The organism is Pseudomonas sp. PA-1-3F (genome assembly GCF_021609665.1).
In the GTDB taxonomy this organism is placed as follows: domain Bacteria; phylum Pseudomonadota; class Gammaproteobacteria; order Pseudomonadales; family Pseudomonadaceae; genus Aquipseudomonas; species Aquipseudomonas paracarnis.
This window is the reverse complement of sequence record NZ_WJZD01000024.1, coordinates 70,517-88,414: the sequence shown is the minus strand read 5'-3', so window position 1 is coordinate 88,414 and position 17,898 is coordinate 70,517. Positions and strand designations below refer to the sequence as shown.

20 protein-coding genes, 1 tRNA gene and 1 pseudogene are annotated in these 17,898 nt (G+C 60.8%); 7 read left to right on the top strand and 15 right to left on the bottom strand.

What is annotated here, in order from left to right; all coding sequences use genetic code 11:
* Positions 1 to 30 precede the first annotated feature (30 nt).
* The 6 genes and pseudogenes from GIV26_RS18265 to GIV26_RS18240 form a co-directional block, all read right to left on the bottom strand.
* Positions 31 to 146: pseudogene (locus tag GIV26_RS18265) on the bottom strand (type II toxin-antitoxin system HicB family antitoxin); the annotation flags it as partial.
* Positions 147 to 254: 108 nt separating this feature from the next.
* A tRNA-Gly gene (locus tag GIV26_RS18260) sits at positions 255 to 328 on the bottom strand.
* Between the two features lie 113 nt (positions 329 to 441).
* A complete protein-coding gene (locus GIV26_RS18255; RefSeq protein ID WP_236281750.1) occupies positions 442 to 1,326 on the bottom strand; it encodes an alpha/beta fold hydrolase in 885 nt (294 codons plus the stop codon).
* Between the two features lie 304 nt (positions 1,327 to 1,630).
* Complete coding sequence (locus GIV26_RS18250) at positions 1,631 to 2,323, bottom strand: pseudouridine synthase (protein ID WP_236281748.1); 693 nt, start codon at positions 2,321 to 2,323, stop codon at positions 1,631 to 1,633.
* Complete coding sequence (locus GIV26_RS18245; protein ID WP_197900781.1) at positions 2,313 to 2,525, bottom strand: cysteine-rich CWC family protein; 213 nt, start codon at positions 2,523 to 2,525, stop codon at positions 2,313 to 2,315. The genes GIV26_RS18250 and GIV26_RS18245 overlap by 11 nt, the downstream gene beginning before the upstream one ends.
* A gap of 8 nt (positions 2,526 to 2,533) precedes the next feature.
* On the bottom strand, positions 2,534 to 2,701 hold the full coding sequence (locus GIV26_RS18240) for a hypothetical protein (protein WP_155718216.1): 168 nt from the start codon (positions 2,699 to 2,701) through the stop codon (positions 2,534 to 2,536).
* A gap of 67 nt (positions 2,702 to 2,768) precedes the next feature.
* Between GIV26_RS18240 and GIV26_RS18235 the strand changes: the two genes are divergently transcribed.
* A complete protein-coding gene (locus GIV26_RS18235; RefSeq protein ID WP_054897619.1) occupies positions 2,769 to 3,128 on the top strand; it encodes a hypothetical protein in 360 nt (119 codons plus the stop codon).
* Between the two features lie 156 nt (positions 3,129 to 3,284).
* Positions 3,285 to 3,737, top strand: a complete 453-nt coding sequence (locus GIV26_RS18230) for a DUF3757 domain-containing protein (RefSeq protein WP_236281746.1) — start codon at positions 3,285 to 3,287, stop codon at positions 3,735 to 3,737.
* Here GIV26_RS18230 and GIV26_RS18225 read toward each other — a convergent pair.
* On the bottom strand, positions 3,723 to 4,835 hold the full coding sequence (locus tag GIV26_RS18225) for an enoyl-CoA hydratase/isomerase family protein (protein WP_236281744.1): 1,113 nt from the start codon (positions 4,833 to 4,835) through the stop codon (positions 3,723 to 3,725). The two genes, GIV26_RS18230 and GIV26_RS18225, sit on opposite strands and share 15 nt — an antisense overlap.
* 136 nt (positions 4,836 to 4,971) lie before the next feature.
* Here GIV26_RS18225 and ung point away from each other — a divergent pair, with 136 nt between their 5' ends.
* On the top strand, positions 4,972 to 5,664 hold the full coding sequence (gene ung, locus GIV26_RS18220; protein ID WP_020301023.1) for a uracil-DNA glycosylase: 693 nt from the start codon (positions 4,972 to 4,974) through the stop codon (positions 5,662 to 5,664).
* A gap of 29 nt (positions 5,665 to 5,693) precedes the next feature.
* Here ung and GIV26_RS18215 read toward each other — a convergent pair whose 3' ends face one another.
* From GIV26_RS18215 to GIV26_RS18195, 5 genes are all read right to left on the bottom strand, one after another.
* Positions 5,694 to 6,731 carry an AbrB family transcriptional regulator gene (locus GIV26_RS18215; protein WP_236281742.1) on the bottom strand — a complete coding sequence of 346 codons (1,038 nt, stop codon included), beginning with the start codon at positions 6,729 to 6,731 and terminating at the stop codon, positions 5,694 to 5,696.
* Positions 6,724 to 8,238 carry a tripartite tricarboxylate transporter permease gene (locus GIV26_RS18210; RefSeq protein WP_003189428.1) on the bottom strand — a complete coding sequence of 505 codons (1,515 nt, stop codon included), beginning with the start codon at positions 8,236 to 8,238 and terminating at the stop codon, positions 6,724 to 6,726. The genes GIV26_RS18215 and GIV26_RS18210 overlap by 8 nt, the downstream gene beginning before the upstream one ends.
* A 1-nt stretch (position 8,239) precedes the next feature.
* Positions 8,240 to 8,698: a tripartite tricarboxylate transporter TctB family protein gene (locus GIV26_RS18205; protein ID WP_003189430.1), complete on the bottom strand. Its 459-nt coding sequence runs from the start codon at positions 8,696 to 8,698 to the stop codon at positions 8,240 to 8,242.
* Positions 8,699 to 8,845: 147 nt separating this feature from the next.
* On the bottom strand, positions 8,846 to 9,835 hold the full coding sequence (locus GIV26_RS18200; RefSeq protein ID WP_161793218.1) for a Bug family tripartite tricarboxylate transporter substrate binding protein: 990 nt from the start codon (positions 9,833 to 9,835) through the stop codon (positions 8,846 to 8,848).
* 28 nt (positions 9,836 to 9,863) lie between these two features.
* Complete coding sequence (locus GIV26_RS18195) at positions 9,864 to 11,156, bottom strand: OprD family porin (RefSeq protein WP_054897614.1); 1,293 nt, start codon at positions 11,154 to 11,156, stop codon at positions 9,864 to 9,866.
* A 235-nt stretch (positions 11,157 to 11,391) separates the two neighbouring features.
* Here GIV26_RS18195 and GIV26_RS18190 point away from each other — a divergent pair, with 235 nt between their 5' ends.
* Together GIV26_RS18190 and GIV26_RS18185 are read left to right on the top strand one after the other, a co-directional pair.
* The gene (locus tag GIV26_RS18190) at positions 11,392 to 12,063 is read left to right on the top strand and encodes a response regulator (protein ID WP_014717358.1); all 672 of its coding nucleotides are present in this window, start codon (positions 11,392 to 11,394) and stop codon (positions 12,061 to 12,063) included.
* Positions 12,056 to 13,441 carry a sensor histidine kinase gene (locus GIV26_RS18185; RefSeq protein WP_054917630.1) on the top strand — a complete coding sequence of 462 codons (1,386 nt, stop codon included), beginning with the start codon at positions 12,056 to 12,058 and terminating at the stop codon, positions 13,439 to 13,441. The genes GIV26_RS18190 and GIV26_RS18185 overlap by 8 nt, the downstream gene beginning before the upstream one ends.
* Here the strand turns inward: GIV26_RS18185 and GIV26_RS18180 are convergent, their stop codons facing one another.
* Positions 13,442 to 14,263 carry an HDOD domain-containing protein gene (locus tag GIV26_RS18180; protein ID WP_034126564.1) on the bottom strand — a complete coding sequence of 274 codons (822 nt, stop codon included), beginning with the start codon at positions 14,261 to 14,263 and terminating at the stop codon, positions 13,442 to 13,444. It lies immediately after the preceding gene.
* 35 nt (positions 14,264 to 14,298) lie between these two features.
* A complete protein-coding gene (gene ygfZ / locus GIV26_RS18175; protein WP_236281740.1) occupies positions 14,299 to 15,240 on the bottom strand; it encodes a CAF17-like 4Fe-4S cluster assembly/insertion protein YgfZ in 942 nt (313 codons plus the stop codon).
* 140 nt (positions 15,241 to 15,380) lie between these two features.
* On the opposite strand from ygfZ, the gene GIV26_RS18170 reads away from it, so the two are divergent.
* Both GIV26_RS18170 and GIV26_RS18165 read left to right on the top strand, forming a co-directional pair.
* Entirely contained in the window at positions 15,381 to 15,635 is a 255-nt protein-coding gene (locus tag GIV26_RS18170) for an FAD assembly factor SdhE (protein ID WP_003189444.1), read from the top strand.
* The gene (locus tag GIV26_RS18165) at positions 15,619 to 16,065 is read left to right on the top strand and encodes a protein YgfX (RefSeq protein WP_236281738.1); all 447 of its coding nucleotides are present in this window, start codon (positions 15,619 to 15,621) and stop codon (positions 16,063 to 16,065) included. Before GIV26_RS18170 ends, GIV26_RS18165 begins: the two co-directional genes overlap by 17 nt.
* Here GIV26_RS18165 and nadB read toward each other — a convergent pair.
* A complete protein-coding gene (gene nadB, locus GIV26_RS18160) occupies positions 16,034 to 17,650 on the bottom strand; it encodes an L-aspartate oxidase (protein ID WP_057975663.1) in 1,617 nt (538 codons plus the stop codon). The genes GIV26_RS18165 and nadB overlap by 32 nt on opposite strands.
* Between the last annotated feature and the right edge of the window lie 248 nt (positions 17,651 to 17,898).

The window sequence follows — 17,898 nt, the reverse complement described above, 5'->3', positions numbered from 1 at the left end:
GTCTTCCTGTAAGACTTTGCTTAGGCGTACCTATCGCTCCTGCTGTAATACTTTTCGCGCTGCGAATGCCAGAAACCCCGAGCAGCTTTTTCCTGTGGATGATTCAACACGTATTCAACGATGCGATTCAACAGATAGCCGAGCAGCAGATGAGTGCTGGAGACTAAATTTTAGGCATAAAAAAACCGGTCACCAAGGACCGGTTTTTTGTGCAGCCTCCGCCAGAAACCCCCTGACGCAAGTGCAAATCTGAGTGGAGCGGGTAGAGGGAATCGAACCCTCAACTAAAGCTTGGGAAGCTTTCGTTTTGCCACTAAACTATACCCGCTCAGAGCGGCTGACTTTGTACCAGATGTTCAGCTGGATTTGAAGTTTTTCTTTGAAAAATGTGAGAGTTGCGTGTGGCGACAGAGCTTGCTCACCACAGTGTCGGGCCTGATTTCAAAGCGTCCATGCATGCTGCGCCTGGCCCTGGCTATACCGTAACGGGCTTGCGGGCCGCTGCCCTTTCAAGAAGCCCACCACGGCCTCACGGCTGTCGCGGCACGCGGCTTTATGTTCCATGTCCAGGAAGTGTCCCGTTGCCTGAATGGTGCTGAAGCTGCTCTTGGCCACATGCTGGCCAAACAGCTTGGCGTCGTCTGCACTGGTGTATTCGTCCCATTCGCCGTTCAAGAACAGCACTGGAATATCGATCTGCCTGGCTGCCTTGAGGTAGCACTGCCGGTCGCTGTTGAGCACGTGGCTGATGTGAAAGTGCATCTGCCCGTATTCGTGTGCGGCCAGGTTGCTGACATGGCGGTAGTTGAAGCGTTTGAACAGCGAAGGCAGGTGCTTGCCGATGGTGCTGTTGACCAGATGGCCGACGCGGTCGCGGTCGAGGTTGCCCAAGTAGTCGACGCCGCGTTCGAGGTAGTCACGCATCGGCGCATTGATCACCGGCGAGAATGAGCTGATCACGGCTTTTTCTACCCGACGGGGGCGCTGTGCGAGGGCAACCAACGTGGCGGCCCCGCCCCAGGAGAAGGACAATACGTGTTCAGCGGCGAAGTGGTCGAGCAGTTCAAGGAGGATCTGGCCTTCGACTTCCTTGGTAAGCATCTGCTCATGACGGTTATGGATTTTGGAACGGCCAGCGTAGGGCTGGTCGTACAACACCACATTGAATTGCGGGTACAGGCTTTTCACGGTTTGAGCGAAGGACGCTGTGGTCGCCATTGAGCCGTTGACCAGGACGATGGTCTTTGCCGCCGCGTCCGCGCGATAGAACTCCGTGTACACCCGATACTGACCCTGTATATCCAACACAGCGATTTCTGGCCTCATGTCGTAAGACTCCTGGCAAGCGGGTAGTGCGCGCAGATCACTCTGCACGAGCTTTATGACAGGTAGGCATACGCCTGGAAAATGAGGGCCCATGTCGGTCCGATGACGGCTGGCCGGCGGGTGTTGTTATGGCGGGCGGTTTGCCGGGAAGACCCATGGATCAAGCGCGGGCGAGGCAAGGTGTTTCTTGGAGGTTATAGGCGACTCATCAGTCATTATCTGGCTGAAGCCCTGATTCAAGCAGTACGGAACGCATGTCGCAAGGCGAGCGGCTGGTTTTTTGCCATCATCGGCTGAACGGTCGTCAGACTTTTAGGATCTCTTCGTCAGTCAGTGGTCGATACTGACCCGGCGCAAGCGACGCATCGAGCACTAAGGGCCCCATTCGCTCGCGGTGCAGGCCGATCACCTTGTTATCAAAATGACCGAACATGCGTTTGACCTGGTGATATCGGCCTTCGATGATGCTCAACCGCGCTGTCCTGGGACCCAGCAGTTCAAGTTCGGCAGGTTGGGTAGTGAGATCTTCGAAAGCGAAATACACGCCCGCCGCGAACGTCACCGCGTACTGCGGGCCGATGTCCTGTTCGGTTTGCACCTGGTACACCTTGGGCAACTTGGTCTGCGGTTGCGTGAGGCGCCGCGACCATTGGCCGTCGTTGGTGATCAGCATCAGGCCGGTGGTGTTGAAATCCAGGCGCCCGGCGATATGCAGTTCGGCTTTGTCGGGTTCGTCCAGCAGGTCAAGGACCGTGGAGTGTTGCGGGTCCGACGTGGCGCTGACGCAACCCCGGGGTTTGTGCAGCATGAAATAGCGCGCCGGCTTGCCCGCTTGCAGGATTTCACCGTCAACGCAGACCTGGCTGAATTCACGTACGTCATGGTGAGGATCGCTGACCGCAACCCCTTCAACGGTCACCCGGCGTTCCACCAGCAACAGGCGCACTTGCTTGCGATTGAAGTGTGGCAGGTTGCTGAGGAAACGATCAACGCGCATTGCGGTTACGCAACTGTTCGTCCACCTGGGCGCAGCGTGGGCACAGGCAGGCTTTATCACGCAACTCATCCGGCAGGGCTTCAAGTACCGCCGGGTCGATGATGACGCCGTAGCACCAGCAGGCTTGATCGGCAGTGCGCGGATCGGCTAGGGAGCAGTCGTTGCGGGCACCACAGGCGGGGCAAAGGGTCGGTGTGGTCATGGGTCGGTTCAGAAGGAAATCGGGTAGGGCGCGTTAGTTGTTGCACGATACAGCGCGGCGGCGCGGCATTCCATCATCATGGCGTTTTGACGGGCTTTCACTTCGTCTGAAACAGGTGTTTCCACTTGTGTCACGAACGCACCAGATTCGGTTTTTGATGTCAGATGTTTCGTCATTCAGTGAAAGCTGAATGCCGCTCGCCAGCGTCGCTGGAGGAGCTCTTCCGCGGTCCAGGAGGCCGCCATGTATCGACGACTGCTGCTCATCGCTTTGCTCGGCCTGACCCTTTCAGCCTGCGTGCCCTATTACGATGGAGGCGCTTCCTACTATCGCTCCGAGGTCTACACCGCGCCGGCGCCAGCCTATTACTACGGCGGCCCGCGTTATTACCCTTCTGGGCGCAGCTATTACGCGCCAGCGCCTCGCTACTATGCGCCACAGCCTCGCTACTATTCGGCGCCGCGCTACTACCAACCGGCCCCGCGCTATTACCCCCGCGCCGGGTACCGGCCCTACCCAAACCAGGGGTGGGGCGACCGCTGGGGCAATGGCGGGCGTGGACGCGGTTCCGACCACGGAGGTGGCCGCGGCGGTCACCGTTAAATATCTTGAAAAACAAGCGGCGCATCATGCGCCGTTTTTTATAGGTACCGTACGTCCGTACTGTCAGATTTAACAGCTATCTTTGAATTGCTAGCTGTACTTCACTAGCGCAAAGCCTGTGCTTTTGCGTGGTGAGACTGAACAGATGGAATCCCTATGTTCAAACAATTGATTTGCGTGCTCCTGCTGATGAGCTGCTTCATTGCATCGGCAAGAGCGGAGCAAGGCTGTCCTTATCCGTCGCAGGTCGCGTACGCCGACGGCCATTATCGCGCCAAGGACAATGGCCTGCGCTGGCAAAGCCCGAAGGTTGCGTCTCGTGGTGTTATCGACGGGTTCATTGGTGCAGTCTTTATGCCGGGCGAGGGCGAGGAGAGAGGAAACGGCTACATGGACAAGTGCATCTACCGCACCAGTTGGAACGGGGTGGTAGCGTTGAGGCCAAGCAGCGGCAATGAGGTTATCAACATGTCGTTGACCAGCACCTTGTATTGGAGGCTGCAGCCCGATGCGTTCGAGTTGCCGGTGTATACGTGCGTGGACAGCCAGCCGGACAACTGCGCTTTCAAGGTCAACGAAAAGCGTACAGACCTGTCAGTAATCAGATAAATCTGCCAGAGGATTCCTACCTTCCCAGGCTTTGTCAAAGTGCGCCTGCACCACCGTTTCCGGGAGTGTGTTGATATCCGGCCAGTGCCAATGAGGCGCCTGGTCTTTGTCGATCAGGCGCGCCCGAACCCCTTCGGCGAATTCCGGATGACGGCAGCAGTTGAGGCTCAGGGTGTATTCCATCTCGAACACCTGGGCCAATGAGAGGTGACGGGCACGCTGGAGCTGTTCCCACACCAGGTGCGCCGTCAGTGGGCAGCCCTCACTGAGGGTTTTGCCGGCCCGGCTCAATAGCGGGTCGCTGTGGTCGCGCAGCAGGCTCAAGGCGCGCCAGGCACACCGCACATCTCCTACATCCAGCCATTCGTCGATCTGTGCGCGGCGCGGTAGCCATTGCGTTTCGGGTTGATCACTGATTGCCTCCTGCGCCAGGGCCTTGAGCAAGCTGTTGAGTTGCATCGCCCTCTGTTCCTGCCAATTCAGCTGCAGCAGGCCATCGAGCAGATCGTCTTGCTGGTCATCACGCAGGAAACGGTCGGCCAGGCCCAAGTCCAGCGCGTCGCGACCGTTGATATGGGCGCCGGTGAGGCCCAGGAACAGGCCGAGCTTGCCCGGCAAGCGGGACAAGAACCAACTGGCCCCCACATCCGGGTACAAGCCAATGCTGATCTCGGGCATGGCCAAACGACTGCTTGGCGTAACGATACGCACGGCGGCGCTTTGCAACAGGCCCATGCCGCCGCCCAAGACATAACCGTGGCCCCAGCAGATCAACGGCTTCGGGTAGGTGTGCAGGCGGTAGTCAAGACGATATTCGGCGGCAAAAAACTGCGCGGCCAGGGTCGGAACTTCGCCCGGCTGTTCACGGCAAGCCTGAGCCAGGCTGCGCACTTCGCCACCGGCGCAAAAGGCTTTGGGGCCGTTGCCGCGCAGCAGCACGCAGACGATCTGCGGGTCTTTGGCCCAAGCCTCCATGCGCTCATCCAGGGCTACAATCATCGGCAGGGAGAGGGCGTTAAGGGACTTTGGCGCGTCCAGGCTGGCGATACCGATGCGAGCGCCGCCATTGCCGGTCAGTTCTTCGAAATGCAGGTTCATCGTGGCCTCAATCGAGAAGGTGAAGGATGAGTATGATCCCTTCGTGAGAAAGTGCCGGTGCTGTGTCAGATCAATTGACAAGCGGGGTCGGCTTTCCTAGGGTTCGCCTCATTCTTTTTTACAAGACAATTCAACTATGACCGATGGCGACCGTATCAAACTCGAACCCAGCTGGAAACACGCCCTGCGGGAGGAGTTCGAGAAGCCCTATATGGCGCAATTGCGCGAATTTCTGCGCCAGGAACATGCCGCTGGCAAAGAGATCTACCCGCCCGGCCCGTTGATTTTCAACGCGCTCAATTCAACGCCGCTGGACAAGGTCAAGGTCGTGATCCTCGGACAAGACCCGTACCACGGCCCTGGCCAGGCTCACGGCCTGTGCTTCTCGGTACAACCGGGCGTGCCGGCGCCGCCATCGCTGGTCAATATCTATAAAGAGCTCAAGCGCGACCTGAACATCGACATCCCCAACCACGGCTACCTGCAAAGCTGGGCCGACCAGGGCGTGCTGATGCTCAACACCACCATGACCGTGGAGCGCGCCAACGCCAATGCCCATGCCGGCAAGGGCTGGCAGTTCTTCACCGATCGGATTATCGAAGTGGTCAGCGAGCATCAGCCGCACCTGGTGTTCCTGCTGTGGGGCGCTCATGCTCAAAGCAAGCAGAAGCTCATTGATGCCACCAAGCATCTGGTGCTGACCTCGGTGCATCCGTCGCCGTTGTCGGCGTATCGCGGGTTTCTGGGCTGCGGGCATTTCAGCCGGGCCAACAAGTTTCTCGAGCAGAATGGCGAGGCCCCCATCGAGTGGCGTTTGCCACCGGTGTGAGGCCTGGCACATTCAACATGTGGGAGGTTTTAGAGGGGGGCTGGCTGACGGTTCCAGTGCCGAAACAAAGGCTCGGCAAAAAACAGCACGAACAACAAGCGCATCACCTGCATCGCCGTCACCAAGGGCACCGACAGCTGCAGGGTTTCAGCTGTCAGACTCATTTCAGCGATACCGCCTGGCATCATGCCCAGGGTCAGTGATCGCAGGTCGAGGTGAGTGAGGGCGCTCAAGCCCACCGCCGCTAACGTCGCCAGCAGCATGGTCAATGCCGTGCCAATCAAGGTGCGGCCCATGAACGATGGCGCGCGACGGAAGAACTGCCGATTGAAGTGGCAGCCCAAACCGCTGCCGATCAACCATTGGCCGATCTGACTGCCGCCGTCTGGCAGGCCGATGTGTAAATCCCAGGTCACACTGGCGATCGCGCTCACCAGCAATGGCCCGAACAGCCAAGGGTTGGGTTGGCGCAAGCGTTGCCAGCCCCAGGCAACCAGCGCACCCACCGGAAACAGCAGGGCCAGCCAGGCCCAGTCCACGGGCGCCGGATGGAACTGCGGCGTGCCGCCTCCGAGCAAATACTTGAAGATCGCCGGCACACACAGCACCACCACCAGCACACGCAGGCTTTGCCCTGCCGCCACTCGGCTAAGTATTGCGCCATTGCGGGCGCCGAGGTTGACCATCTCCCCGGAACCGCCCGGCATGCTGGAGAAAAACGCCGTGGCGCGGTCTTCACCGCTGCGGCGCATCAACCACACGCCCACCACGCTCGACAAGCTGGTGACCAGTGCACCGAAGAAAATCAGGCCGAAGTGGCTCATCACCTGCTCGATCACCACCGGGGTGAAGTGCAGGCCGATGCCGATGCCCACCACCCATTGGCCGCATTTGCGCCCGCCGGGAATCTCTGCCAATTGCCAGGGCGTCAGGCAGCGCACCAGGATGATCGCCAGCAACGAGCCGACCATGTACGGCAAAGGCCAGCCGACCAGGCTGGCCAGGTAACCGCCGGCCAGGCCGACCAGCGGTGTTCCCCACCAATGTTTAAAGGTGACCTCAGACATCGGCCAGGGCACGACGCTGTTGCACGCGTTTACGCCAGATACGCAGCAGCGGTACAAGCAGCATGATTGCGGTCAGCACCCAGACGCCAAAGGTGATCGGGCTCGACCACAGGATTTCCAGCGCACCGTTGGAGATCGACAGCGCACGGCGCAGGTTCTGCTCCATCAGGCCGCCGAGGATAAAGCCCAGCAGCAGCGGCGACAGCGGGAAGTCCAGCTTGCGCAGGATGTAGCCGAAGATGCCGATGGCGATCATCAGGAACAGATCGAAGGTGGTGGCATGCACGGCGTACACGCCAATCGCGGTAATGATGGCGATCACCGGCACCAGCGCCCAGTTCGGCACGGCGAGGATACGGGTGAAGATGCGGATCATCGGGATGTTGAGCACGACCAGCATGATGTTGGCAATGAACAACGACGCGATCAGGCCCCAGACAATGTCCGGTTGCTGTTGGAACAGCAGTGGGCCGGGGGTGATGTTGTACAGCGACAGGGCGCCGATCATCACCGCCGTGGTGCCCGAGCCAGGAACGCCGAGGGTCAGCATGGGTACCATGGCGCCGCAGACCGATGCGCCGATCGCGGTTTCTGGGGCGGCCAGGCCGCGCATGTCGCCCTGACCGAATTTGCCGCTAGCGCCTGCGATGCGTTTCTCGGTCATGTAGGCAACGGCCGAGGCCATGGTTGCACCAGCGCCCGGCAACACGCCGATGATAAAGCCCGACACGCCGCAACGAAGATTCACAGTGAGCACCGACAAGGCTTCCTTGGCGTTGAACATCATGCGCCCGGTGGCTTTCACTGCTTCCTGGCCACGGTGGGTTTTTTCCAGCAGCAGCAGGATCTCGCTGATGGAGAACAGGCCGAGTACCAGCACCACGAACTGGATGCCGTCGGTCAGGTGAATATTGTCGCCGGTAAAGCGGTATACACCGCTGTTGGCGTCGATGCCCACGCAGGAAAGGAACAAGCCGATCAGCGCGGCAACAAACGTCTTCAGCGGTTTGTCACCGGCCATGCCGCCCAGGCAGACAATCGCAAACACCATCAGGACGAAATATTCCGCCGGGCCGAACGCAATTGCCCACTTGGCCAGCAGCGGGGCGAACAGCACCATGCCGCAGGTGGCGATAAACGCACCGATGAACGAACTCCAGGCCGATAACGACAGTGCCACGCCGGCCAAGCCTTTGCGGGCCATCGGGTAGCCGTCGAGGGTGGTCATCACGGTGGAGGCTTCGCCCGGGATGTTCAGCAGAATCGAACTGATGCGGCCACCGTATTCGCAGCCCAGGTACACGGCTGCCAGCAGGATCAGCGCCGACTCCGGCGGCAAGCCCAGGGCGAAGGCGATGGGGATCAGCAGTGCCACGCCGTTGATCGGGCCCAGGCCCGGCAACAGGCCGACCACGGTGCCAATCAGGGTGCCGCACAACGCGGTCACCAGGTTATAGGGGCTCAGCGCAACGCCGAAACCCTGGCCCAAATAGCCAAAAGTATCCATATCAGTTCTCCAGAACGTCGAGCAGGCCGAGGGGCAACGGTACGTCCATGGTTTTATCGAACAGCAGATAAAGACCGACGCTCATCAAGGTGATGATCACCACGCTGGGCAACCAGCGGCCGCCGTACAGCCGTGCCATCGGAATACCGATCAGCATGCTGCTGAGAATGAAACCCAAGGATTCGAATGTGCCTGCAAACACCAGCAGCAGGGCCACACAGATGCCGATCTTGATCAACGTGGGTTGATCCAGCGCGGGTTCATCGTCAGTGTGTTTGGTCGCCTGCGGGCGAATCATCATGTAGATGAGCGCCAGGCCCATCAGCCCGAGCAACAGCAGGGGGAAGGCTCTTGGCCCTACGGGTTCGTAGGAAAAAGCCGCCTGATACGGCCAGGCCATCAGCGCCAGGCCTATACAGGCCAGCAATAGCACGGCAGCGAAAATGCGTTGTAAGAGCATAGAAAACTCCAAGGCCCCTCTTGTAGGAGCGAGCTTGCTCGCGAAAAACGTCAACGATAACGCGTGCTCTCTGGACGCACGTGGATGTCCTTGGGTTCTTCGCGAGCACGCTCGCTCCTACAGGGGCATTACACAAAAGAGGGGCGATTACTGGATCAGGCCGAACTCTTTGGCCAGCACTTTGTAGTCAGCCACCTGTTTCTTCACGTAGGTGTCCAGCTCCTGGCCCGTCATGGCGAACGGGAACAGCTCGCGCTGGTCACGCAGCTTGGCGAACTCCTCGGAAGCCAGCAGTTTGTCGAAGGCGTCTTTCCACCAGGCGTAGTCGGCATCGCTGACCTTTGGCCCCAGGTAGAAGCCACGCACCACCGGCCAGACGATGTCGTAGCCTTGCTCTTTGGCGGTCGGGATATCCTTCATTTCCGGCTCATCCAGGCGTTGCTCAGAGAACACCGCCAGCAGGCGCATATCGCCGCTCTGGATATGCGGCATGGAGTCGGAGATGTCGGTACTGCCCACCTGGATATGCCCCCCCAGCAGAGCCGTAGCGATTTCACCGCCACCCTCAAGGGCGACGTAACGCAGTTCGCGCGGGTTGATCCCGGCGGCCTTGGCGATCAGTGCGGTTTGCATCCAGTCCTGGCTGCCGACGGTGCCGCCGGAGCCGATCACCACGCTGCCTGGGTCTTTCTTCAGGGCTTTGACCAGGTCGTCGAGGGTTTTGTAGGGCGAGTCGCTTTTCACCGCGATGGCGCCATAGCTGGTGCCCACTGCCGCCAACCAGCGCACGGCGCTTTCATCAAAACGGCCGAACTTGCCCTGGGCCAGGTTCAGCAGCGAACCGCTCGACCAGGCGACCAACGTGCCCGCATCCGCAGGGCGCTGGGCGACGACCGCGTTGTAGGCTACCGCGCCCACGCCGCCTGGCATGTAGGTCACACGCATCGGCTTGGTCAGCAGCTTTTGGTTCACCAGCGCGCTTTGCGCCAGTTTGCAAGTCAGGTCAAAACCGCCGCCTGGGGAGGCCGGGGCGATGCATTCCGGACGCTTGGGTTCGTCGGCGGCCAGCAGTTGGCCGGCGAACAGCATGCAGCCAGCGGCGAGGGCAAATTTACGCAGTGAAAGGGTCATGGTGATCTCCATCGTTTTTGTTATGAGGGGGTTACTACCAAAGTGCGACGCTGTAGCTGACCAGCAAGCGCATTTCATCTGCGTCACGGGCCGAATAGTTGGAACGATAGGTGGCGTTACGCAGGCGCACGGCCACATCTTTGAACGTGCCGCTTTGCACCACGTATTTGATCTCGCTGTTGCGTTCCCACTCCTTGCCGGTCTCGCCGTTCTTGAGCTTGATGTTGTCACCCGAGAGGTAACGGCTCATGAAACTCAAGCCAGGAATGCCCAGCTTGGCAAAGTCGTAGTCGTAGCGTGCCTGCCAGGAGCGTTCTTCGGCGCCGGCAAAATCGTTGATCTGCACGAAGTTGACCAGGTACGGGTCGCTGCCATCCACATACGGGAAGGCGCTGTCGCCGGACATGTGCTGGTAGCCGGCGCTGAGCTTATGGCCATTGAGGGCATAGCTGAACAGGCCGTTGAGGGACGTGTTGTCGATATTGCCGCCGCGGGCCGAGCCGGTGTCATCGCTGATTGCCAGTCGCAGGTCGGCGGCGAAAGTGCCAGGGCCCATCGGGCGTGAGGCGACCATGCCGAGGAAGTGTTGGCGATACACGTCGTCGAGTTGGGCGAAGTGGTAGCTGCCGGTGATCTTGTCGGCGAACTTGTAGTCGACGCCACCGAAGTTGAAGTGCTTGCCGGTGGCACCGCTGAGGAAGCGGCTGTTCTTGTTATTGAGCGCGATGTCTTCGTAGTTGGTGTCGTCGCGGTCCTTGGCTTTGTCCAGGCGACCACCCGTGAATACCAGGTTCTTGAGTTCCTTGGAGGTGATCAAGCCACCGTTGAAGGTCTGCGGCAGGATGCGCCCGTCGTTGGGCTTGAGGATCGGCAGTTCGGGGATCAGCGAGCCGATCTTCAACTCGGTGGCGGAGATTTTCACTTTGCCGGTCAGGCCCAGCTTGGAGTACTCGTTGGCGGCGCGCCCGTCATCGTGGGTCGGCAGCAGGCCGGTGCCGGTGCGGTCGGGGCTGGAGTCGAGCTTGACGCCGAGCATGCCCAGCGCATCAACGCCAAAGCCGACGGTGCCGTCGGTGTAGCCCGATTGCACGTTGAGCATGAAGCCCTGGGCCCATTCGTCGCGCTTGGATTGCTGGGCACTGGTACCGTCGCGAAAGTCGCGGTTGAAGTACATGTTGCGGGTTTCCAGGGTCGCGCTACTGTCTTCGAAGAAGGCAGCCTGGCTGAGCGGCGAAAAGCCGGCAAGGGCAGCGGCACTGGCGAGGGCGGTGTGGGTCAGGCGGGAAGAACGAACAGGCGGGCAAGCCTGTGGCTGGGTCGACAGCATCGTGGTGTACTCCGTTATTGTTCTTATTCTGGCGAAAACGCTTCGAGGCGTTTTTCGGGCGCTACGGGTCAGGCAACTCGGCGGGCATAGACCACCGTGGTTGGATGCTAAAGGGCGAAGCTTTCACTAACCTTTCAATCGCCTTTCAATGTTTTCGGGCTTCACAGGCCAGGTTGCGGCTGTAAACTGCCGGGCAAAGCGTGGCGTCGACCACCCCTGAACGAGGTAGAAATCCATGCGTGTCCTCCTGGTTGAAGACCATTTGCAGCTCGCCGAAAGCGTGGCCCAAGCGCTCAAGAGCATGGGTTTGACCGTTGATGTGTTGCATGACGGCGTGGCGGCGGACCTGGCCTTGAGCAGCGAGGAATACGCCGCGGTGATCCTGGACGTAGGGTTGCCGCGCCTGGATGGTTTCGAGGTGCTCGCACGTTTGCGGGCACGTGGAAAAAACCTGCCGGTGCTGATGCTGACTGCTCGCAGTGATGTAAAAGACCGCGTGCACGGCCTGAACCTGGGCGCCGATGACTACCTGGCCAAACCGTTTGAACTCACGGAACTCGAAGCACGGGTCAAGGCACTGTTGCGGCGCAGCGTGCTGGGCGGCGAGCGTCAGCAAACCTGCGGTGTGCTGGTGTACGACCTCGACACCCGGCGCTTCACGGTCGCAGGCGAGCTGATGACCTTGACCTCCCGAGAACAAGCGGTGCTCGAAGCGTTGATCGCCCGGCCGGGGCGCGTGATGAGCAAGGAACAATTGGCGTCCCAGGTATTCGGCCTGGACGAGGAGGCCAGCCCCGACGCCATCGAAATCTACGTGCATCGCCTGCGCAAGAAGCTCGATGGCCAACCCATCGCCATCGTCACCTTCCGCGGCCTTGGCTATTTGCTGGAAGCCCGTGATGCATAAGCCCAGCAGCCTGCGCTGGCGCTTGCTGTGCAACCTTGCGTTATTGCTGGTGTTGTTGATGCTCGCTAGCGGCATGAGCGCTTATTGGAACGGTCGCGAAGCCGCCGACACCGCTTATGACCGCACGCTGCTGGCCTCGGCACGCACCATTGCCGCCGGCTTGACCCAGGTGGACGGCACCCTCAGCGCCAATGTGCCCTATGTGGCCTTGGACACTTTTGCCTACGACAGTGCCGGGCGCATTTATTACCAAGTCAATGATATTGATCAGAAACTGATTTCCGGTTACGAAAACCTGCCTGGCCCGCCGCCCGGCACGCCCCGCACCGACGATTATCCAGCCTTGGCGCGGTTCTATAACGCCATGTACCTGGGCCAGCATGTTCGCGTGGTGAGCCTGCTCAAGGCCGTCTCGGAACCGAACATGAACGGCATGGCCGAAATTCGTGTTGCGGAGACCGACGAAGCCCGGGTGGCCATGGCCCGCAGCCTGATGGCCGATACACTGCTGCGTCTGGGCATGCTCGCCATCGGTGCGTTATTGCTGGTGTGGTTCGCGGTGAGCGCCGCACTGCGCCCGCTGGAACGCCTGCGTACGGCGGTGGAAGAGCGCCAGCCTGATGACCTGCGGCCTCTGCCATTAGTGGAGGTTCAGGATGAGTTCGGCCCACTGGTGCGCTCGCTCAACCATTTCACCGAACGTTTGCGCGGGCAGTTCGAGCGCCAGGCGCAGTTTATTGCCGACGCTGCCCACGAGCTGCGCACCCCCCTGGCGGCGCTTAAGGCCAGGCTGGAACTGGGCTTGCGTGCCGAAGAACCCGCCACCTGGCGCAACACCCTGGAAACGGCCGCCCAGGGCACCGACCGGCTGACGCACCTGGCAAATCAATTGTTGTCCCTGGCCCGCATCGAAAACGGTGCCCGCGCCATTGCCGAAGGCGGTGCGCAACTGCTCGATTTGAGCCAATTGGCCCGTGAGCTCGGTATGGCCATGGCGCCGCTGGCCCACGCGCGGGGCGTGGCCCTGGCGCTGGAGGCCGACGAGCCGGTATGGCTGCGCGGCGAACCAACGCTGTTGAATGAGCTGCTCAGCAACCTGGTGGATAACGCCTTGGCCCATACCCCGCCTGGCGGCAATGTGATTTTGCGAGTGACGGCCCCGGCGGTGCTGGAAGTCGAGGATGACGGCCCTGGCATCCCACTGGATGAGCGGGACCGGGTGTTTGAACGCTTTTATCGACGCAGCCAGCAGGGCATGGGGTCGGGCTTGGGGCTGGCGATTGTCGGGGAGATTTGCCGTGCGCACCTGGCGCAGATCAGCCTGCATGATGGCGAGCTGGCGGGGCTTAAGGTGCGCGTGAGTTTTATCGCGGGTTGATCAGTAAAACATCGACCGCGCTTCGTCCAGTTCGCTGCGCAGGGCGTCGCTGTGCAGGTCTATGCGCAACTTCATGAGGGCCGGCAAGGCGGTAATCGGCACGGTTCCCAGGGGGTGGTCGGTGCCGCGGTGGCAGTACAGCGCGGCGACCTGCACCAGGTCGACGTAGTCCAGGCTTGCAGAGTCGCGTGTCAGGTCCAGGTATTGGCCCGGCACGTTCACCAGCATCTCAGGGAAGTCCCAGACCCGCAGCAGCTTGTCCCCCAGCACCGGGTGGATGCTGTCGATGACGTGGTTGAGGCTGACGGGGTCGGCCAGCAGCTCATAGTGATCCTCGGCATACGTGAGGATCGGCAGCACGCCGATCTGATGCACCAGGCCACCCAGCGCCGCCTGGTCTGGCTTGAGCTGGCTGTGGCGACGGCACAAGGCGTAGCTCACGCCTGCCACCTCCAGGCTGCGGCGCCACACGTCGCGCATTTTCTGTTCGACCACCTCGGAGCGGGCGTGGAAGATCTGCTCCATCACCAGGCCGATAGCCAGGTTGCTGCTGTAGTTGGTACCGAGCCGGGTGATGGCGGTGTGCAGGTCGGTGACTTCCTGGCTGGCCCGTAGCAACGGGCTGTTGACCACTTTGATCAGGCGCGCCGACAGGGCCGTGTCACGACTGATCACTTTGCTCAGGTGGCTGATGCTGATGTCCGGGTCTTCGGCGGCCTGGCGAATTTTCAGGGCCACCTCCGGCAATGTCGGCAGAACCAGGTCATCGTTGTCGATGGCCGTTACCAACGCTTGTTGGACTTTTTCCGCCAGCTTGTTCATTCATGCTCTCTAGGGTGCTGCAAAAAGTACGGCGATTAACGCTGGATCTCGCGGTCACGGTCCAGTTGGTAGGGTAGGTCAAGCAGATTCAAGCCCGGGCCCTCGAGGGTGCCCAAGCGCACGTCGCCACTGTCGGCAGCTTCGGCTTGCAGCACGGCGAGAAGTTCAATCGACTGGTCGGCTTTTGCTGCGATGACCACTTCGCCGATCGCGCTGTTATGGCTCGGGGAAAATAACGGAGTGCCTGGCTCGGGAAGCTCGTTGGCCTCCAGGCCCAGGCGATACAGGCGCCGCTTGAGTTTGCCCAGGTACTGCATGCGCGCGACGATTTCCTGGCCGGTGTAGCAGCCTTTCTTGAAGCTGACGCCGCCCACAGCCTGCAGGTTGAGCATCTGCGGAATGAACAGCTCGCGCGTCTGGGGCATCACCTGGCCGATACCGGCACGGATCTGACCAAGCAACCAGGCATTCAAGTCAGCCTGTTGCAACTGCGCGGCCAATTGGCTGCGCACGGCGTCGGCGTGTTCGGCAGGTACCCAGAGTTCGGCCCGGCCCGGGGAAACGCGGACGGCAATCGATGCCTCGTTGCGCGCCACGCTATCGGTCTCGACCGGCAGCGCGAGGCCCAGGGCGCTCAGGGCCGCGTCTGCGTTCGCCAGGCCGAAGCGCGCCCAGGCAGCGCTTTCGTCGGTGAGCTTGGATTTGGAGAACACCGCGTACTTTTTCAAATCCGCCAACTGCGGCTCAAGCAACTCGGTGGCCATGGCCAGGAGCACGCCATCACCCTGCAGCAGGATGCGGAAGCTCGACTGCATCCGGCCTTTTTGCGTGCAGCGCGCGCCCAGGCTGGCCTGGGTATCACTCAGGTAATTGAGGTTGCAGGTCAGTTGGCCCTGCAGGAACTTGGCAGCATCAGAGCCGCGGACGGCGAGAACGCCTTCGTGGGACAGGGGGCAGAAAAAAGCGGAGTCAGCCATGGGTCATCGCAGGTCAAAAAGTCATGGGTGCATCATAGAGGGGCGTCCGGCAAATGCATAGTTTCCATATAGGGCGACCAAAGCCGACTGTTCCAGTGTCGTCGGGGCTGTATACTTGCGCTCTATTTTAGGAGGGCTCCATGGTCGAAGATGTAGAAATCAATCGCCTCTACTGGCACAGCCGTCGCGGCATGCTGGAGCTGGATGTGTTGCTGGTGCCTTTCACCAAGGAGGTGTACGCGACGCTCAATCAGGTGGACCGCGACCTCTACGTCAGGTTGCTCGAGTGCGAAGACCAGGACATGTTTGGCTGGTTCATGGAGCGCGCCGAATCCGAAGACCCGGAGCTGCAGCGCATGGTTCGGATGATCCTGGATCGTGTCCAGCCAAAGTAATCGTTTCGAATGCCGCTGGCAGGCCTCGCGGCTGTTGCTGGCGGCCTATGTGCTTGCCCAGCTGGTCGCGCTGAGCAGCCTGCTGGCTCTCGACCTGCCTTATTCAAGCCTTGGCATCCTGCTATGCCTGGCTCATTGTGCCTGGGTATTGCCGCGGCAAATCCTGCTCACTCACCGTTCGTCGATTCGTGGCCTGCGCCGTGACGACGATGGTTGGCAATTATGGAGCGCCGCACGCGGGTGGCACCCAGTGCAGCTGCGGCCCGACAGCCTGGCGTTGCCGCTGATCGTGGTGTTGCGTTACCGAGTGCAGGGTGAGTGGCGGGTGCGGTCCATCTGCGTGCCAAAGGATGCGCAGGCGGCCGATGTGCACCGGCGCCTGCGGGTACGCCTGAAGTTCAGCCGCCGTAGGTGGTTGGCACCAGGATAGTGTCCCGGGCTTCGGGCAGCATCTGTGGGTAGTCGAGGGTGTAATGCAGGCCGCGGCTTTCCTTGCGCTCCATGGCCGACCGGATCATCAGCTCGGCCACTTGGGCCAGGTTGCGCAATTCGATCAGGTCGCGGCTGACCTTATAGTTGCTATAGAACTCGTCGATCTCATCCAGCAGCAAGCGCACCCGATGTTGCGCCCGTTGCAGGCGTTTGTTGGTGCGCACGATGCCCACATAGTCCCACATGAAGCGCCGCAGCTCGTCCCAGTTGTGGGCGATGATCACATCCTCGTCCGAATCGGTGACCTGGCTCGCGTCCCAGCGAGGCAGGGCGGCGGGTACCGGGATGCGCGCCAGTTGTTCAAGAATGTCCGCTGCCGCCGAGCGCGCATACACGAAGCATTCGAGCAATGAATTGCTGGCCATGCGGTTAGCGCCGTGCAGGCCGGTGAAGCTGGTTTCGCCGATGGCATACAGGCCCGGTACGTCGGTGCGGCCATGCTGATCGACCATCACGCCACCGCAGGTGTAGTGCGCGGCCGGTACCACGGGGATCGGGCCCTTGGTGATGTCGATATTGAAGGTCAGGCAGCGTTCGTAGACGGTCGGGAAGTGGGTCTTGATGAAGGCTTCGGGCTTGTGGCTGATGTCCAGGTACACGCAGTCGATACCCAGGCGCTTCATTTCGTGGTCGATGGCGCGGGCGACGATATCGCGTGGTGCCAGTTCGGCGCGTGGGTCGAAGCGCTGCATGAAGCGTTCGCCATTGGGCAGCTTCAAATGTGCGCCTTCGCCGCGCAGGGCTTCGGTGATCAGGAAGCTCTTGGCCTGCGGGTGATACAGGCACGTGGGGTGGAATTGGTTGAACTCCAGGTTGGCGACCCGGCAGCCCGAGCGCCAGGCCATCGCTATGCCGTCGCCGCAGGCACCGTCGGGGTTGCTGGTATAGAGGTAGACCTTGGCGGCGCCGCCCGAGGCGAGAATGGTGAAGCGTGCGCCATAGGTATCGACTTCACCGCTGGTGCGGTTGAGTACGTAGGCGCCCAGGCAGCGTTCGCCCGGCAGGCCCAAGCGTTTTTCGGTGATCAGGTCGACGGCGACGCGCTGCTCCAGCAATTGGATATTTGGACGTTGGCGGGCCTGGTCGAGCAGGGTCTTGAAAATCGCGGCCCCGGTGGCATCGGCAGCGTGAATGATTCGGCGATGGCTGTGGCCGCCTTCGCGGGTCAGGTGGAACTCAAAGCCACCGTCGTCGCTGCCGGCATGTTCATCGCGGGTGAAGGGTACACCTTGGTCGATCAACCATTGGATGGCTTCCCGGCTGTGCTCGACGGTGAAGCGCACGGCGTCTTCGTTGCACAGGCCACCGCCGGCGTTAAGGGTGTCTTCGACGTGGGATTGCACGGTGTCTGTGTCGTCCAGCACCGCAGCAACGCCGCCCTGGGCCCAGAAGGTCGAGCCGTTGGCCAGGTCGCCTTTGCTCAAAACCGCTATACGCAAATGGCTGGGCAGGGTCAGGGCCAGGCTCAAGCCGGCGGCGCCGCTGCCGATTACGAGGACATCGTGTTGAAACTGTTGGCTCATTTGACGGATTCCGCAAAAAGCGATCCAAAGGGGGGCGCAAACAGGACGCCTGGATCGGCGAATCAAAGGGTCACACGGGCCACTAGTATATAGAGGGGTGGAGCGGCACAATAGCCACGCCTTCGTGGCATTGTGAGATTATGCTGCGCAGCTTTGGGAAACGGCCGGTTGGCGGGACGGGAACTTTTTGCATAAGCCCCGACTCAATAGCAGGTTGCCCGAAAGCTGGGAAAACGTTGAGTTTATTG

What these genes read in the sequence shown, in the direction of transcription:
- GIV26_RS18245 (WP_197900781.1), bottom strand. Translation starts at nt 2,525, where the DNA reads ATGACCACACCGACCCTTTGCCCCGCCTGTGGTGCCCGCAACGACTGC.
- GIV26_RS18235 (WP_054897619.1), top strand. Translation starts at nt 2,769, where the DNA reads ATGTATCGACGACTGCTGCTCATCGCTTTGCTCGGCCTGACCCTTTCA.
- ygfZ (WP_236281740.1), bottom strand. Translation starts at nt 15,240, where the DNA reads ATGGCTGACTCCGCTTTTTTCTGCCCCCTGTCCCACGAAGGCGTTCTC.
- nadB (WP_057975663.1), bottom strand. Translation starts at nt 17,650, where the DNA reads ATGAGCCAACAGTTTCAACACGATGTCCTCGTAATCGGCAGCGGCGCC.
- GIV26_RS18230 (WP_236281746.1), top strand. Translation starts at nt 3,285, where the DNA reads ATGTTCAAACAATTGATTTGCGTGCTCCTGCTGATGAGCTGCTTCATT.
- GIV26_RS18250 (WP_236281748.1), bottom strand. Translation starts at nt 2,323, where the DNA reads ATGCGCGTTGATCGTTTCCTCAGCAACCTGCCACACTTCAATCGCAAG.
- GIV26_RS18180 (WP_034126564.1), bottom strand. Translation starts at nt 14,263, where the DNA reads ATGAACAAGCTGGCGGAAAAAGTCCAACAAGCGTTGGTAACGGCCATC.
- ung (WP_020301023.1), top strand. Translation starts at nt 4,972, where the DNA reads ATGACCGATGGCGACCGTATCAAACTCGAACCCAGCTGGAAACACGCC.
- GIV26_RS18240 (WP_155718216.1), bottom strand. Translation starts at nt 2,701, where the DNA reads ATGACGAAACATCTGACATCAAAAACCGAATCTGGTGCGTTCGTGACA.
- GIV26_RS18255 (WP_236281750.1), bottom strand. Translation starts at nt 1,326, where the DNA reads ATGAGGCCAGAAATCGCTGTGTTGGATATACAGGGTCAGTATCGGGTG.
- GIV26_RS18195 (WP_054897614.1), bottom strand. Translation starts at nt 11,156, where the DNA reads ATGCTGTCGACCCAGCCACAGGCTTGCCCGCCTGTTCGTTCTTCCCGC.
- GIV26_RS18190 (WP_014717358.1), top strand. Translation starts at nt 11,392, where the DNA reads ATGCGTGTCCTCCTGGTTGAAGACCATTTGCAGCTCGCCGAAAGCGTG.
- GIV26_RS18170 (WP_003189444.1), top strand. Translation starts at nt 15,381, where the DNA reads ATGGTCGAAGATGTAGAAATCAATCGCCTCTACTGGCACAGCCGTCGC.
- GIV26_RS18225 (WP_236281744.1), bottom strand. Translation starts at nt 4,835, where the DNA reads ATGAACCTGCATTTCGAAGAACTGACCGGCAATGGCGGCGCTCGCATC.
- GIV26_RS18205 (WP_003189430.1), bottom strand. Translation starts at nt 8,698, where the DNA reads ATGCTCTTACAACGCATTTTCGCTGCCGTGCTATTGCTGGCCTGTATA.
- GIV26_RS18185 (WP_054917630.1), top strand. Translation starts at nt 12,056, where the DNA reads ATGCATAAGCCCAGCAGCCTGCGCTGGCGCTTGCTGTGCAACCTTGCG.
- GIV26_RS18215 (WP_236281742.1), bottom strand. Translation starts at nt 6,731, where the DNA reads ATGTCTGAGGTCACCTTTAAACATTGGTGGGGAACACCGCTGGTCGGC.
- GIV26_RS18210 (WP_003189428.1), bottom strand. Translation starts at nt 8,238, where the DNA reads ATGGATACTTTTGGCTATTTGGGCCAGGGTTTCGGCGTTGCGCTGAGC.